The 14,594-nt window shown below is 62.8% G+C and carries 14 protein-coding genes, 1 tRNA gene and 1 riboswitch; of the genes, 11 read left to right on the forward strand and 4 right to left on the reverse strand.

All coding sequences use genetic code 11. The features are described from left to right. The first annotated feature begins 77 nt into the window (after positions 1-77). From urtC to ACFOGH_RS18300, 6 genes are all read left to right on the forward strand, one after another. Positions 78-1,301: an urea ABC transporter permease subunit UrtC gene (urtC, locus tag ACFOGH_RS18275; protein ID WP_380074607.1), complete on the forward strand. Its 1,224-nt coding sequence runs from the start codon at positions 78-80 to the stop codon at positions 1,299-1,301. Then, positions 1,298-2,041: an urea ABC transporter ATP-binding protein UrtD gene (urtD, locus tag ACFOGH_RS18280; RefSeq protein WP_380074608.1), complete on the forward strand. Its 744-nt coding sequence runs from the start codon at positions 1,298-1,300 to the stop codon at positions 2,039-2,041. Before urtC ends, urtD begins: the two co-directional genes overlap by 4 nt. Next, positions 2,038-2,736: an urea ABC transporter ATP-binding subunit UrtE gene (gene urtE, locus ACFOGH_RS18285; protein WP_380074609.1), complete on the forward strand. Its 699-nt coding sequence runs from the start codon at positions 2,038-2,040 to the stop codon at positions 2,734-2,736. The genes urtD and urtE overlap by 4 nt, the downstream gene beginning before the upstream one ends. 114 nt (positions 2,737-2,850) lie before the next feature. Beyond that, positions 2,851-4,749 carry an AI-2E family transporter gene (locus ACFOGH_RS18290; RefSeq protein WP_380074610.1) on the forward strand — a complete coding sequence of 633 codons (1,899 nt, stop codon included), beginning with the start codon at positions 2,851-2,853 and terminating at the stop codon, positions 4,747-4,749. Between the two features lie 9 nt (positions 4,750-4,758). After that, positions 4,759-5,073, forward strand: a complete 315-nt coding sequence (locus ACFOGH_RS18295) for a glycine zipper domain-containing protein (protein WP_380074611.1) — start codon at positions 4,759-4,761, stop codon at positions 5,071-5,073. Next, a complete protein-coding gene (locus ACFOGH_RS18300; RefSeq protein WP_380074612.1) occupies positions 5,074-5,469 on the forward strand; it encodes a phage holin family protein in 396 nt (131 codons plus the stop codon). Between the two features lie 154 nt (positions 5,470-5,623). Here the strand turns inward: ACFOGH_RS18300 and ACFOGH_RS18305 are convergent, their stop codons facing one another. The 3 genes from ACFOGH_RS18305 to ACFOGH_RS18315 all read right to left on the reverse strand — a co-directional run bounded on the left by ACFOGH_RS18305 (position 5,624) and on the right by ACFOGH_RS18315 (position 8,541). Further along, on the reverse strand, positions 5,624-6,700 hold the full coding sequence (locus ACFOGH_RS18305) for a 2Fe-2S iron-sulfur cluster-binding protein (protein ID WP_380074613.1): 1,077 nt from the start codon (positions 6,698-6,700) through the stop codon (positions 5,624-5,626). 3 nt (positions 6,701-6,703) lie between these two features. Further along, positions 6,704-7,942: an aromatic ring-hydroxylating oxygenase subunit alpha gene (locus tag ACFOGH_RS18310; RefSeq protein ID WP_380074614.1), complete on the reverse strand. Its 1,239-nt coding sequence runs from the start codon at positions 7,940-7,942 to the stop codon at positions 6,704-6,706. Positions 7,943-8,011: 69 nt separating this feature from the next. Beyond that, positions 8,012-8,211, reverse strand: a riboswitch (cobalamin riboswitch). A 254-nt stretch (positions 8,212-8,465) separates the two neighbouring features. Further along, a tRNA-Lys gene (locus tag ACFOGH_RS18315) sits at positions 8,466-8,541 on the reverse strand. Between the two features lie 96 nt (positions 8,542-8,637). On the opposite strand from ACFOGH_RS18315, the gene dapF reads away from it, so the two are divergent. Next, a complete protein-coding gene (gene dapF / locus ACFOGH_RS18320) occupies positions 8,638-9,474 on the forward strand; it encodes a diaminopimelate epimerase (protein WP_380074615.1) in 837 nt (278 codons plus the stop codon). Next, a complete protein-coding gene (gene mtaB / locus ACFOGH_RS18325; RefSeq protein ID WP_380074616.1) occupies positions 9,471-10,730 on the forward strand; it encodes a tRNA (N(6)-L-threonylcarbamoyladenosine(37)-C(2))-methylthiotransferase MtaB in 1,260 nt (419 codons plus the stop codon). Before dapF ends, mtaB begins: the two co-directional genes overlap by 4 nt. Positions 10,731-11,062: 332 nt before the next feature. Here mtaB and ACFOGH_RS18330 read toward each other — a convergent pair whose 3' ends face one another. Then, complete coding sequence (locus ACFOGH_RS18330) at positions 11,063-12,088, reverse strand: NAD(P)/FAD-dependent oxidoreductase (protein ID WP_380074617.1); 1,026 nt, start codon at positions 12,086-12,088, stop codon at positions 11,063-11,065. 40 nt (positions 12,089-12,128) lie between these two features. Between ACFOGH_RS18330 and mnmD the strand changes: the two genes are divergently transcribed. The 3 genes from mnmD to ACFOGH_RS18345 are packed head-to-tail and all read left to right on the forward strand — an operon-like array spanning position 12,129 to position 14,559. Beyond that, positions 12,129-12,794: a tRNA (5-methylaminomethyl-2-thiouridine)(34)-methyltransferase MnmD gene (gene mnmD, locus ACFOGH_RS18335; RefSeq protein ID WP_380074618.1), complete on the forward strand. Its 666-nt coding sequence runs from the start codon at positions 12,129-12,131 to the stop codon at positions 12,792-12,794. Continuing rightward, positions 12,791-13,675, forward strand: coding sequence for a DMT family transporter (locus ACFOGH_RS18340; protein WP_380074619.1), 885 nt, complete (start codon positions 12,791-12,793; stop codon positions 13,673-13,675). Before mnmD ends, ACFOGH_RS18340 begins: the two co-directional genes overlap by 4 nt. Continuing rightward, on the forward strand, positions 13,672-14,559 hold the full coding sequence (locus ACFOGH_RS18345) for a DMT family transporter (RefSeq protein ID WP_380074620.1): 888 nt from the start codon (positions 13,672-13,674) through the stop codon (positions 14,557-14,559). The genes ACFOGH_RS18340 and ACFOGH_RS18345 overlap by 4 nt, the downstream gene beginning before the upstream one ends. Positions 14,560-14,594 lie beyond the last annotated feature (35 nt).

The raw sequence follows: 14,594 nt of genomic DNA on the forward strand, positions 1-14,594 counted from the left end.
ACCTTAGCCCCTTCATCTTGGCAAAAATACTCCGGGGGTCCGGGGGCTGGCCCCCGGCCTTCGGGCAAGGAAATCGCATGACCCGCTCATTCCTCACCCGCACGCCGTCGCTGCTGATCTTCATCGCCTGCCTTGCGATCTTCACCCTGCTCACCACCTTCGCCGCGCATTACGGGCTGATCTCGACCTCTTTCGTCAAAACATTGGGCAAAACCCTCTGCCTCTGCCTTGCCGCCTTGGCGATGGATCTGATTTGGGGCTATGCAGGCATCCTCAGCCTCGGTCACATGGCCTTCTTTGCCTTGGGTGGCTACATGATCGGCATGTGGCTGATGTATGCCCGCACCGAGGAAATCGTCATCGCCTCGCTGGCCAATTCCGGCCTGCCCGCCACGGCGCAGGAAATCCAGCAAGGCATCGCAAGCCAGATCTTCGGCGTCGTCGGCGCATCCGATCTGCCAACGATCTGGGCCTTTGCGCACAGCCTGCCGCTGCAACTGCTGCTTGTCGTGGCGCTGCCGGGCCTCTTGGCCCTGATTTTTGGCTGGCTCGCCTTCCGCAGCCGCGTCACCGGGGTTTATCTGTCGATACTGACCCAAGCCATGACCCTCGCCCTCGCGCTTTACCTGTTCCAGAATGACAGCGGATTGCGCGGTAACAACGGCCTCTCCGGCCTGCAAAACCTGCCGGGCCTTGATGCCGTCAGCCAAGACAGCATCAGCCTGTGGTTCTTCTGGGCCTCTGCCGCAGCCTTGGGCGCAGCCTACCTCACCCTAAGCTGGATCGTTTCCGGCAAATTCGGCTCGGTGATCCGCGCGATCCGCGATGACGAAGCCCGTGTTCGCTTCCTTGGCTATTCGGTCGAAGGCTACAAACTGTTCGTGTTCACCCTGACCGCAGTGATCACCGCCCTCGCAGGCGCGCTCTACTACCCGCAAGCCGGCATCATCAACCCCGCCGAACTCGCCCCCATCGCCTCAATCTATCTCGCCGTCTGGGTCGCCATCGGGGGCCGAGGCCGCCTGTATGGCGCGGTGATCGGCGCTGCCGTCGTCTCGCTGCTCTCAAGCTGGTTCACCGGTGGCCGCGCCCCCTCGATCCCGCTGGGTTTCGCTACGATCAACTGGGTCGATTGGTGGCAAGTCCTGCTCGGCGCTGCCTTCGTCTGCGTCACCCTGTTCGCCCCGAAAGGCATCGGCGGCTTGTTCGATTACTTTACCGGCAGCCATGCCCCTGACCGCAAAGGCGCGCCCCTCGGCCCCGACCAAGGATCGCTGCAAGAGCAGGAGGCACTGGAATGAGCCAACTTCTAGAAGTCTCCGGCGTCACCGTCAGCTTCGACGGCTTCCGCGCCATAAACAACCTGACCTTCTCGATCGGCCCGGCGGAGTTGCGCGCCATCATCGGCCCCAACGGCGCAGGCAAATCCACCTTCATGGATATCGTCACCGGCAAAACCAAACCCGATTCCGGCACCGTCACCTTCGGCGAAAAATCCGCCTCGCTTCTGAAACTGTCCGAAGCCAAGATCGCCCGCGCTGGCGTGGGCCGCAAATTCCAGCGCCCGACGGTGTTTGAAGATCAGACGGTGACAGAAAACCTCACTCTTGCCCTGAAAGCCGGCCGCAACCCTTGGCGCGTCCTCGGCTGGCGCAGCAAGCCCGCCGACCATGACCGCATCGCAGCCCTCGCCGCTCAAGTCGGCCTCTCCGACCACCTGCCGCGCAAGGCGGGCGAACTCAGTCACGGCCAAAAGCAATGGCTGGAAATCGCCATGCTCCTCGCCCAAGAACCCCGCCTGCTGCTGGTCGATGAACCCGCCGCAGGCATGACATTGGCCGAGCGAGAAAAGACCACCGAACTCTTGGTCGATATCGCCAAAACCCGCGCGGTGGTGGTGGTGGAACACGATATGGAATTCGTTCGCCGCCTGAATTGCCGAGTGACGGTGCTGCACGACGGCTCGGTTCTGGCCGAAGGCAGCCTCGACCACGTGACGAAAAACCAGGATGTGATCGACGTTTATCTGGGGCGCGGATGATGATCAAAACCCAAGGCCTGACCCTGCATTACGGCGGATCGCAAATCCTGCACGGCATTGATTTTGCCGCCCGCGCTGGCGAAGTCACCTGCATCATGGGCACCAATGGCGTCGGCAAGACCAGCTTTCTGAAGGCCCTTGCCGGCACCCATATCCGCTCTGCCGGAACGGTGGAACTCGACGGTGAAAACTTGGGAAAACTGCGCCCGCAGGACATGGCCCAGCGCGGTTTGGCCGTGGTGCCACAAGGCCGGATGATCTTCCCGCTGCTCACCGTCAAAGAAAATCTGGAAACCGCCTTCGCCCTGCTGCCAAAACCCGACCACAAAATCCCACAGGAAATCTACGACCTCTTCCCCGTCCTGAAAGACATGACAGCCCGCCGTGGCGGCGATCTGTCGGGCGGCCAGCAACAGCAACTTGCCATCGCCCGCGCAATGATCATGCGCCCGAAAGTCCTGCTGCTTGATGAGCCGACGGAAGGAATCCAGCCCAACATCATCCAGCAAATCGGCCGCGTCATCGAATATCTGAAAGGCAAAGGCGACATGGCGATCATCTTGGTCGAGCAATACTTCGACTTTGCCTACAACCTTGCCGATCAGTTCTACGTCCTGCGCCGGGGCGCTGTCGCCAAATCCGGTTCCCGCAGCGATTTCAGCCGAGAGGATCTGCGGGCAGAAGTCTCGGTCTGACCGCCCAACGAAAGGGAACCGACACCCCGCCCGTGCGTTCTGGTAACGGGCTTGACAACATGCCCACTCACCGCACCATGGCTGCGTGAGCTTACCTGTTTCAAAGGGGCGCAAATGTCTGAGGCCAGCTTCTTGCCGCCACCGCAACCCGGCGGTGCGTCCCGGATCACCATGCCGCAACTGGCCACCGTGGTCGCCGTCGCCATCGTGCTGTTTGTTGCGCAAGATGTGTTCGTGCCGCTGGCCATCGCCATGCTGATCACCTTCGCATTGTCACCGCTTGTCACCGCGATGCGCCGCCGGGGTCTGCCGCTGTTATGGAGCGTATTGATCGTCGTCGCTTTGGCGTTCAGCCTGATCGCGATCTTTTCCTTTGTTGTGGCCAGCCAGTTGGCGCAACTGGCGCAGAACCTACCGATCTTTCAGGCCAATATCATCCACAAGGTTGAAAGCCTGAAGGCCACCGGGGGTGAGCATGGCCTCGCCTCGCGCCTGTCGGACATGATCAGCGCAATCAACACCGAAATCGGCGCGGCCCTGCCCTCGGGCATCGAAAAGCCGATGCCGGTCGAGGTGGTTCAATCCTCCAACGCATTGGCGTTTCTAGAAAATCTCGTCATCCCGCTGATCAGCCCGATTGCCACCGTTGGCCTTGTCATCGTCGTGGTGATCTTCATGCTGCTGGAACGTGAAGACCTGCGCGACCGCTTCATCCGCCTTGTCGGCACCAATGACCTGTATCGCACCACCCAAGTGCTGGAAGAGGCCGGGGGCCGCGTCGCCAATTACCTGCTGGTGCAACTGCTGGTGAACACCATCTATGCCGTGCCCATCGGCATCGGTCTGTATTTCATCGGCGTTCCCAACGCCGCCCTGTGGGGGATGCTGACGCTGATCCTGCGCTTTGTGCCTTATATCGGCTCTGTCCTCGCCGCCGCCTTCCCGCTGTTTCTGGCCTTCGCGGTATCGCCCGACTGGTCGGCCGTGCTGTGGACGGGCGCGCTGTTTGCGGTCGTAGAACTTGTCACCTCAAACGTGATCGAGCCTTGGCTTTACGGCTCGCGCACCGGGGTCAGCCCGCTTGCGATCATCGTCGCGGCGATCTTCTGGACCTTCCTCTGGGGGCCACTTGGCCTGATCCTGTCCACCCCGCTGACGGTGTGCCTTGTCGTGCTGGGCCGCCACATCCCGCAATTCGCGCTGTTTGACATCCTGTTCGGTGACGAGCCCGTTCTGGCCCCGCATGCGAAACTCTATCAGCGGATGCTGGCAGGCGATGCGATGGAGGCCACCTTTGGTGCTACCGAGGCGCTGGAGGAATTGGATGTCGTCGATTACCACCAAACCGCAATGGTCCCCGCCCTTCTGCTGGCGCAAGACGATTCCGAGCGCGGCGTGCTGACTGCCGAACAACAGGCCCGCTTGGCCACGGTGGCGTTTGAAGTCGTGGCCGACTTGCAAGCCGAAATGGAGGCCGAGCGCGATGCCGTCACCGAAACGCCGCTGCCCGGCCTTGGCCTGCGGTTCCGCGTCGTCGGCGGTCGTTCGGCACTGGATGATGTCTCCGCCGCAGTTCTGGCGCAGGTGTTGCAAGCCGAGGGCGCCGCGGCTGAGTTTTCGCCGCATCTTGATCTCGCCCCGTCCCGACTGGCGGCGCTCGATACCGACAACGCCGATTGCCTGCTGCTCTGCTATCTCGATCACCGCCCCGCCCGCGCCTCGCTGCTGCACATCCGCCGCATAAAACGCGCCGCGCCGCATCTGCGCGTGGGCGTGGTGATCCTGCAAATGCCCCCGGATCTGGTCGACAGCGCCTCGGGTCTGCGGCATCTTCAGGCGGTCTCGCCCTCGAAATTGGCCGAGGCCGAAGATATCGGTGCCGATTTTGCCGTAACCAGCCTTGAAGCCGCGTTAGAGGCCGCTTGGCAGCGCGAAGCGCCAAAGCCGGTGCCAGACACCCACAAACCCACGCCGCGCGTCGTATCGCGCCGCCGCAGCAAGATCCCAGCCTAAGAGGAAGCCATGTCAAAATCTGATACCGATCAAGACCTTGCCCTACTCGAAGCGCAGATTGCGGCGCTGCGCGATGACATCGCGCATATCGTGACAACCTTGGGCGATCTGCGCCACACCAGCGCAGAATCCCTGCGTGCCAGCCTGTCTGCTCATGCCGAGACCCTGCGCCAAAGTGGGGCCGCCCGCTTGGCCGATATCGGCGGCAGCGCCGAGGCGAAATTGGCCGACCTGACCGATCAAGCCCGCCGCAACCCGTGGCAAGCGCTGGCGCTGGCCGGTGGGGTGGGTCTGCTGGTCGGGTTGCTCTGGGGGCGTCGGTAAATGCTGGCGCTGATCACCCTCGCTGCCCGCCTTGCCATGGCCCATGCCGCGCGCCGGATGGCACAGGCATCAGCCCTGTTTGCCGCATCGGTGGTATTTGCCATCATCGCCCTGATTGGCTTTGCCGCCGCGCTGTGGATCTGGCTGGCGCATCTGCTTGGCCCGATCGGGGCCGCTTTGCTGGTTGGCGCTGCGGGGCTTGTGCTGGCGTTGATCTGCGGCCTGCTGGCGCGGATCAGATTGCGCACCGCCAGCCCGCTGCAATCCCCTGCCGCGCAAACGCTGCTGGCCGAGTTGAAAGCGCACAACGCCGAAGCCAGCCTGTTCAGCCTGATCGGCCCCGCCTTGGCTGCGGCCCTGCTGGGGATGTTTCTGGGCGGCAAGCCAAAGGAATAGTGGCAAATGCCGCATAGGCCCGAACCGAAAGCAAACTCTGCGGGGCAGAGTTTGCCGGTTCGTTGCTCATAAGGCTGAAGGCCGTTGAGCAAGGGGCATTGTGCCGCAACCCGATTTGTCTGCGGCCAAGTCGGGCAAAACCCCACTTCAGCCCTTAGACCGCCAGTGCCACCTTGCCCATCGGATGCGAACAGCAGGCCAGAATATAGCCTTCGGCGATATCATCATCCGAGATCCCGCCGTTATGCACCATATGCACATCGCCCGACAGCTTCTTGACCTTGCACGTCCCGCACAACCCAAAGGTGCAGCCCGACGGAATGTTCAGCCCCGACCGCTTGGCCACCGCCAAAACGGTATCGGTCTCGCCACAAGCAGCCACCACGCCACTGTCGGCAAAGGTTATCTCGGCCTGCGCCCCCTCCTCGGGCGTCACATCGTCCAGCACTGGCGCATCGGCCTCGCTGCCCACCGCCAGCCCAAAGCTTTCCTGATGATAGCGCGCCATGTCAAAGCCCAGGCTTTGCAGCATCTCGCGCACCGCCTGCATGAATGGCTCGGGGCCACAGCAGAACACCTCACGCTCCAGATAGTCCGGCGCCATCAGCCCCAGCATGATCTGGCTCAGCCGCCCCTTATACCCCGGCCAAGCCCGGAACGGATCAGCCTCCTCGACCGTAAAGCGCAACTGCAACCCCGGCACGCGGTTGGCAAACTGCTCAAGCCGCTCGCGGAAAATAATCTCGGACGGACGCCGCGCCGCATGCACGAATACGATGTCCGGCATCTGCCCCGAATCCCACGCCCAAGTGGTCATCGACATCATCGGCGTAATCCCCGACCCTGCCGAGATCATCAGATATTTCGGCGAGGGATGGCGGTGGAAACTGAAAATACCCGACGGCCCATAAGCCTTGATCATCATCCCCGGACGCAAGTTATCCAGCATCCAACGCGTGCCAACAGACGTGCTTTGCGCCTTCACCGTGATGGTGATCGACAGGGGCCGCGACGGCGAGGACGACAGCGTATAGGTCCGCTGCACATTGCCGCCCGGAACTGGCAAGTCCAAAGTTATGAACTGCCCCGGCTGATAATCAAACCACGCCCCATTCGGCGCGCGGAAGGCAAAGGTAGCGGTGTCGTCATTCTCCGGCACCACCATTGAACATTCCAGCATCTGGCTGTCGTTCCACGGCTCGGCAGTCCAGTTGGCACGCGTTTTCGCCATGATCTACTCCGCCGCCAAGGCGGGCTTCGGCGCCATCCGCTCGGTCATCACGTTGCAATACCAGTCAATGAACTGGATCACGCCTTCTTCCTGAAACGTCGAATAGGGCCCCGGCTCATAAGCAGGTGAAAGAATGCCCTTCTGGTTTTCCTCGACCACCAGACGATCTTCGTCATTGGTGTGCATCCAGACCTCGGTCAGCCGGTTCAGATCGTAATCCACGCCTTCCACCGCATCCTTATGCACCAGCCAAGTCGTCGTAACCTGCGTTTCGGTGGCCGAGATCGGCAGCACCCGGAAGGTGATCGCATGATCGCCCAGGAAGTGATTCCAAGTGTTCGGGTAGTGATAGAACAACAGCGTGCCCGCATCATTGAACGGCATCGCGCCCATCCGCTTGGCCACCGCCGCCTTGGTATCCATCGTATAGCTTTCGGCGTTGTTCAACAAAGGCACCCGCGCCAACCGCCACTGCATCGCTTTGTCATGGGTGAAGCGCGACGGCAGGCCTGCAGCCTCACACCGGGTCCAATGCGCCAGAATCTCGCCGCTGGCCTCATTCGGGCCATTCATCGCCGCGATTTTCGGATTGTCGCTGAACGTCCTGCACAAAGACGGATGCGAGCCGCCACAATGATAGCATTCGCGGTTATTCTCGATCACCAGCTTCCAGTTGCCATTCTCGACGATGGTCGAGCTGAACGCCACCTTGGCATCCTTCAACCCCGAAGGGGCAAGGAACCCCGGCATGGTCTTGGCCAGTTCGGCAATCGGCGGCGGCACTTGCGCAAGGCAGATAAAAACCATCCCGCCCAGATCGACGCAATGCACCTTCTTCAAGCCATGCTCGGCGGGGTTGAAGCCTTCCTGCATGTCGCGGGCATATTGCAGCTTGCCGTCCAGATCATAGGTCCATTGGTGATAGGGGCAGACGAGTTTCGGCGAAGACCCGGTTTCTTTGGCGCACAGCCGCTGGCCGCGATGGCGGCAAACGTTATGAAACGCCCGGATCATGCCATCGTTGCCGCGCGTGATCACCACCGGATAGGCACCGACCTGCATGGTCATGAACGCGCCCGCTTTCGGCAGAGATGCAGCAGGGGCGGCAAACAGCCACTCGCGATACCAGATCTGCTCCAGATCGGCGGCATAAACCCCGTCATCGCAATAAAGCGCATGGCTCAGGGCATAATCCTTGCGGCGGGCAAGCAGTTCGGAATGGATTTCGGCTGAATTAAGCATCTGGCACCTCATGAGTCCCCGCCTCCCGCGCGGACAGTTGTGTTGGCAAACCGGACGCATCCGGCTGGGCTGATCTTTCGGGGCAAGGCTGGTTTCCGGGCTGCGAAATCGGGACTTTCACCCCCAGCGCGACACCTTCCCAAAGCTTGCGCCTCAGTGGCCTCCTGTCACGCCTTTAACTTCATCACCGTTGCGGGGGCAGCGCCGGCATTACACCGGCTTCCCAATTCTCCATCCTTGCGAATGGCACCTTACAACGCTCATAAATCACGGCCCCGCATGTCGGGATAGATCATTTACGACCTCTGCCGATACATCAAAGACCTTGCCATAAATCCCCGCCGATCCAAAGCAAGAAGCCCGATTCGCAGGCAGAAAATCAGCCGCAAAACTCGTGACGTTTTTCAGACCATCCCGCGCGCCTGATCCCGCAGAATCGTCGACCTGCATCGGTAAGTGTTGCTGATTTCGATCCCGGAAAAACCAAAGGCCCAACCGTTTCCGGTCGGGCCTTAAGGTGTGGTGGTGAGCCGGACGGGACTCGAACCCATGACCCGCTGATTAAAAGTCAGCTGCTCTACCAACTGAGCTACCGGCCCACAACTGCCGCGCTGATTAGGGGGCGGGGCGGATGGGGTCAAGGGGCAAAACGCCGCCCTCTGGCAAAAAGCTGCGGCGCGGCGTATATGCGGGCCATGGAAAACCGCAAAGCACCAAGCCAGATTGCCTTTATGAAGATGCACGGAGCCGGAAACGACTTTGTCATCATCGACTCACGCGGTCGCGATACCGTCGTGACCGCCAAACTGGCACAAGCTTTGGGCGACCGCCACCGTGGCACGGGCTTTGACCAACTGGCCGAGATCAGCGATTCGCAAGACACCGATTTCACCTTGGATTTCTGGAACAGCGACGGCTCCCGCGCCGGGGCCTGCGGCAACGCCACCCGCTGCGTGTCCGATTACATGATGCACGAACTTGGCAGCGACGCCCTCAGCCTCACCACGCAACGCGGCACCCTGCATGCCAAACGCCTGCCCGATGGCCGCGTCTCGGTGAACATGGGCCACCCGCAGCGCGATTGGTCCGAGATCCCGCTGTCCCACGCCGTCGATACCTTAAACCTGCCGCTGCCCGGCACCCCCGCCGCCGTGGGCATGGGCAACCCACATTGCGTGTTCTTCGTCAAAGACGCCGAAGCGGTTGACCTGCCCGCCGAAGGCCCCGGCATCGAACATCACCCGCTGTTCCCACAGCGCACCAATGTCGAATTCGCCCATCTCATCGCCCCCGACCATCTGCGCATGCGGGTGTGGGAGCGTGGCGCAGGCATTACCCTCGCCTGCGGTTCCGGCACCTGCGCCACCGTCGTAGCCGCCCATCTGCGCGGCCTCACAGGGCGCGCGGTGACGGTCGAGGCTGACGGCGGCACCCTGCAGGTCGATTGGCGCGACGACGGCGTCTGGCTGACCGGCCCCACCGCCCACGTGTTCAGCGGCACCCTGACCCCCGCCTTTCTGGCCGCGCTATGAACGCCGCCCCACCGATCTTCGCCACCCTCGGTTGCCGCCTGAACGCCTATGAAACCGAGGCGATGAAGGAACTCGCCGCCGCCGCAGGTGTCGAAGGTGCTGTCGTGGTCAACACCTGCGCCGTCACCGCAGAGGCCGTGCGCCAGGCCAAACAGGAAATCCGCAAACTCGCCCGCGAAAACCCCGGCGCACAGATCATCGTCACCGGATGCGCCGCACAAACCGAGCCCGAAACCTTCGCCGCCATGTCCGAGGTCACCAAGGTCATCGGCAACACCGAGAAAATGCAGGCTTCCACTTGGGCCAGCCTGAAGGCCCCCGACCTGATCGGCATCACCGAAAAGGTGCAGGTCGATGACATCATGTCGGTCAAGGAAACCGCAGGCCACCTGATCGACGGCTTTGGCCGCCACCGCGCCTATGTGCAGGTGCAAAACGGCTGCGACCACCGCTGCACCTTCTGCATCATCCCCTATGGCCGCGGCAATTCCCGCTCGGTTCCCGCCGGAGTCGTGGTCGAACAGATCAAACGCCTCGTGGACAAGGGCTTTAACGAGATCGTCCTCACCGGCGTTGACCTCACCTCATGGGGTGCCGACCTGCCCGCCCAACCCCGGCTTGGCGATCTGGTCATGCGTATCCTGCGCCTTGTGCCCGACCTGCCCCGGCTGCGGATTTCCTCCATCGACAGCATTGAGGCCGACGATGCCCTGATGGCGGCCATCGCGTCTGAGCCCCGCCTGATGCCCCACCTGCACCTGTCACTTCAGGCGGGCGACGACATGATCCTGAAACGCATGAAGCGCCGCCACCTGCGCGATGATGCCATCCGCTTCTGCGAAGACGCGCAAAAACTCCGCCCCGACATGATCTTCGGCGCCGATATCATCGCAGGCTTTCCGACCGAAACCGAGGCGATGTTCGAAAACTCCCTGAAACTGGTGACTGACTGCAACCTGACCTTCCTGCACGTCTTCCCGTTCAGCCCGCGCAAAGGCACCCCCGCGGCGCGGATGCCGCAAGTGAAAGGCCCCGAGATCAAATCCCGCGCCGCCCGCCTGCGCGCCGCGGGTGACGCCGCCCTCACCCGCCACCTGACCGCGCAAATAGGCGTCACCCACCGCATCCTGCTGGAAGGCCCCCGCCTGGGCCGCACCGAGCAATTCACCGAAGTCGCCTTCGCCACCGATCAGTCCGAGGGCCAAATCCTGACCGCAACGATCAGCGGGATTGAGGGCGCGCGCCTGCTAGCGTGACCGCCTGCGGCAGCCGCGGATGCCTCCGGCGGGGATATTTAAGCGCAGAGGATGACCAAAAGCCTCTCCTTTGGCATTTCACATTGGCCCAAATACTCCCGCCGGAGGCTCCCACAGTCGCCCAAAGCGCAACGCCCGTTGTTCAAGCCCGCTCAGCCGGTCAGTCCCAACATCTGCGCCCCTCCCAAGCCGCTCCGGACTTGATCCGGGCCACATGGCGTCAACCCGCGCAGATGCCCGCCTGCTGTACCAAATCTGAACAAGGCGTTAACGCCACAAACCAACTCCCTGTTGTCAAACAAGACAATTCAGGTCCCAACTCGGGACCGCCCTTAAACCCGAAATCCCTCCGGCACCGCATCGCGCCCCTCCAGCACCAGATCGACCATCACCTCGGCCACTTTCGGGGCCATCCCGAACCCGATCTTGAAGCCGCCATTGGCGATGAAATGCCCCGCCCGCCCCGCCCAGGCCCCCAGCACCGGCGCGCGAGACTTTGATCTGGGCCGAAGCCCCGCCCAGCGCTCCACTACCTCGGCCCCCGCCAACACCGGCAGCGCCGCCACGGCCCGCGCATGCAGATCGTCAGCCCGGTGATCGACGCCCAGATCCTGGTAGTCCCGCTCGGATGTCGACCCCACCGCCACCGTACCATCCACATGCGGCACCACATGCAGCCCCGCGACCAATAGCTGCGGCAACTCCGGCGCGGCATGGCGCAGCAAGATCGCCTGCCCCTTCTCGGCCCCGCCCATGTCGCGCCCCAGATCAGCCCCCAACTCCGCAAGCCCCGAAGCCCCCGTGGCCCAGACCACAGGCCCAGCATCCTCGGCCGCGCCCATAATAACTTCACCCCCCTCCGCCCTGATCGCCCCAACCAGCGCCGCACAGGCCAGCCGGGGATGCAGCCGCGCGCTCAGATCGTCGGCGACCAGCCAGCCCGAGGGCGAAACAGGCTCCCACGCCGCTCCCGTCGCAGCCACCACCCGCCAAGCCGCCTGCCCGCGCCACAACTCTGCCGCCTCGGCCCCACGCGCCAGCGCCAGCGCCACCGCCGCCTCATCCGCCAAGGGTTGCAACCGCCCCAGCCGCGCATAGCCCGACCGTAACCCCGACGCCGCCTCAACCTCGCGCCACCAACCCTCGGCCATCAACAGGCTGTCGAGCTGAAATGCCTTCTTCTCGTTCCAGTTCTCGGGCACGTGCGGGCTGAGCGCGCCAACGACGCCGCCCGAAGACCCGGCCCCCACGCCCACCGCCTCGATCACCCGCACCCGCGCACCACGTCGCGTCGCCTCCCATGCCACCGACAGCCCGAAAATCCCAGCGCCCCGCACCGTCAGATCAACTCTTGCCATTCCGCGCCGCCTTCCCCATGGTCCGCCCGACCAAGGGCATATGACAATGACCACCTCCTCACAATCAGCCCTGACGTGGCAAGACGGCGCAATCCCGGTCTCGACCCGCTTTGACGACCCTTACTTCTCGCTGAACGATGGCCTGTCCGAGACCCGCCACGTCTTTCTGGCGGGCAACGACCTGCCCGCCCGCCTGACCCCAGACTTCCATGTCGCAGAACTCGGCTTTGGCACTGGCCTGAACCTGCTCGCCCTGTCGCTGATCACCAAGACCCCGATCCGCTTCACCAGCTTTGAAGCCTTCCCGCTACCCGCCGCAGACATCGCCCGCGCATTGGATCACTTCCCCGAAGCCCGCGCCGTGGCAGACCCCTTTCTGGCCGCATGGGCCGCAGGCGAAACCCGGTTTCAGCTTGGCCCGATCAGCGTCGAAATCATCCTCGGTGATGCCCGCGAGACCCTTGCCCAATGGCCGCACAAAGCCAACGCATGGTTTCTTGACGGTTTTTCGCCCGCGAAAAACCCCGAACTCTGGTCGCCCGAAATCTTGACGCAAGTCGCCCGCCACACCGCGACGGGCGGCACATTCGCCACCTATACCGCCGCAGGCCACGTCCGCCGCGCCTTGCAAGACGCAGGCTTCGCGGTAGAACGCCGCCCCGGCCATGGCCGCAAACGCCATATGTCGGCAGGAATCCTTCGATGAACAACCGCAAAGGTATCCTGCTGATGATCGCCGCCATTGCGGCCTTCGCGGTGCAAGACGCGCTGTCACGGTTGCTCGCGGGCAATTACAACACGCTGATGGTGGTGATGATCCGCTATTGGGTGTTTGCCGCCTTCGTGATCACCCTCGCGCTGCGCCGCCCCGAGGGCCTGCGCGCCGCCCTGCGCAGCCGTCGGCCCTTTGCCCAATTTCTGCGCGCCACCATGCTGGTGATTGAAATCTGCGTCATGGTCTATGCCTACACGCTGATCGGCCTGATCAACGCCCATGCCGTGTTTGCCGTCTGCCCCTTGATCGTCGTCGCTCTTTCCGGCCCTATCCTGGGTGAAAGGCTGACATGGCAACGCTGGGCTACCGTCGGCGTCGGCCTGATCGGCGTGCTGATCATCCTGCGCCCCGGCCAGGGCGTGTTCTCGTGGCCCGCCCTGCTGCCGCTGATCACCGCATTCTTCTTCGCGTCCTACAGTGTGCTGACCCGCCTCACCGCGCGGGACGAAGCCTTCTTCCCCAGCTTTTTCTGGCCTGCGTTTTTGGGAGCGATCATGATGACCGCGCTTGGCCTGCCACAGTGGCAGCCGATCCAAGCGCAGGATTGGCCGATCTTCGCCACCTATGCCACCATTTCCATCCTGTCGAACTGGCTGCTGCAAAAGACCTACGAAGTCGCCGAGGCCTCTGCCGTGCAGCCCTTCGCCTATCTGCATTTCGTGTTCATCGCTTTGCTTGGGATCACCTTCTTTGGTGAGGAATTGGCCCTTCCCGTGCTGATCGGGGCTGCCCTGATCATCGCCGCTGGCATCTATTCGTTGTGGCAAACCCGCGCCGCGCCCGGCGATGCAACCAATCAGGTAACGCCATGAAAACTGCACAAAATCTCAAGCTGGGCATCTGGCTGATGGTGGCCAGCACCGTGGTGTTCGCTCTGCAAGACGGGATCTCTCGCCATCTGGGCGGCACCTATAACGTCTATATGGTGGTGATGCTTCGCTTCTGGGTGTTTGCAGCCTTCGTCGTCACGCTCGCCGCGCGCAGTCCCGGCGGCATTCGTGCGGCCACCCGCACCCGCTTTCCCGCCCAACAAATCACCCGAGGCGTGATTCTGGTCGCCGAGGTCTGCGCCATGGTGCTGGCATTCATCCATCTGGGTCTGATCCAAAGCCATGCGGTGTTCGCCTGCTATCCCCTGCTGGTCGCAGCCCTCTCTGGCCCGGTGCTGGGTGAGAAAGTCGGCTGGCGGCGCTGGACTGCCATCGCCATCGGCTTTGTCGGCGTACTGATCATCCTTGAGCCCGGATTTGCCGTATTCTCGCCCTGGGCGCTGATCCCCTTCATCAGCGCGCTGATGTTCGCGGTTTACGGCCTGCTCACCCGCTTTGTCGCCCGCAAAGACCCGGCCTCGGTGTCATTCTTCTGGACAGGCGTGGTCGGCGCCGTCGCCATGACGCCCATCGGCCTGTGGCACTGGCAACCGATGCTGCCCGGCGATTGGCTGTGGATGGGCGCGCTCTGCTGCACCGCGATCATCGGCCACTGGTTGCTGATCAAAGCCTATGCCGTGGCCGAAGCCTCTGCCGTGCAGCCCTTTGCCTATCTGCAACTGATGTTCATCGCTTTGTTGGGCGTGTTCCTGTTTGGCGAAACCCTGCGCCCGAATGTAGCCATCGGCGCCTGCGTGGTCGTCGCCGCCGGCCTGTTCACGCTCTGGCGGCAACGGGTGAAAGCGGTGGAACCGCCGCAGATCTGAGGCGTCGCCACCTCCCTCATCCGCCACCCCAACTT

This window comes from Cypionkella sinensis (genome assembly GCF_042646385.1).
GTDB lineage: Bacteria > Pseudomonadota > Alphaproteobacteria > Rhodobacterales > Rhodobacteraceae > Cypionkella > Cypionkella sinensis.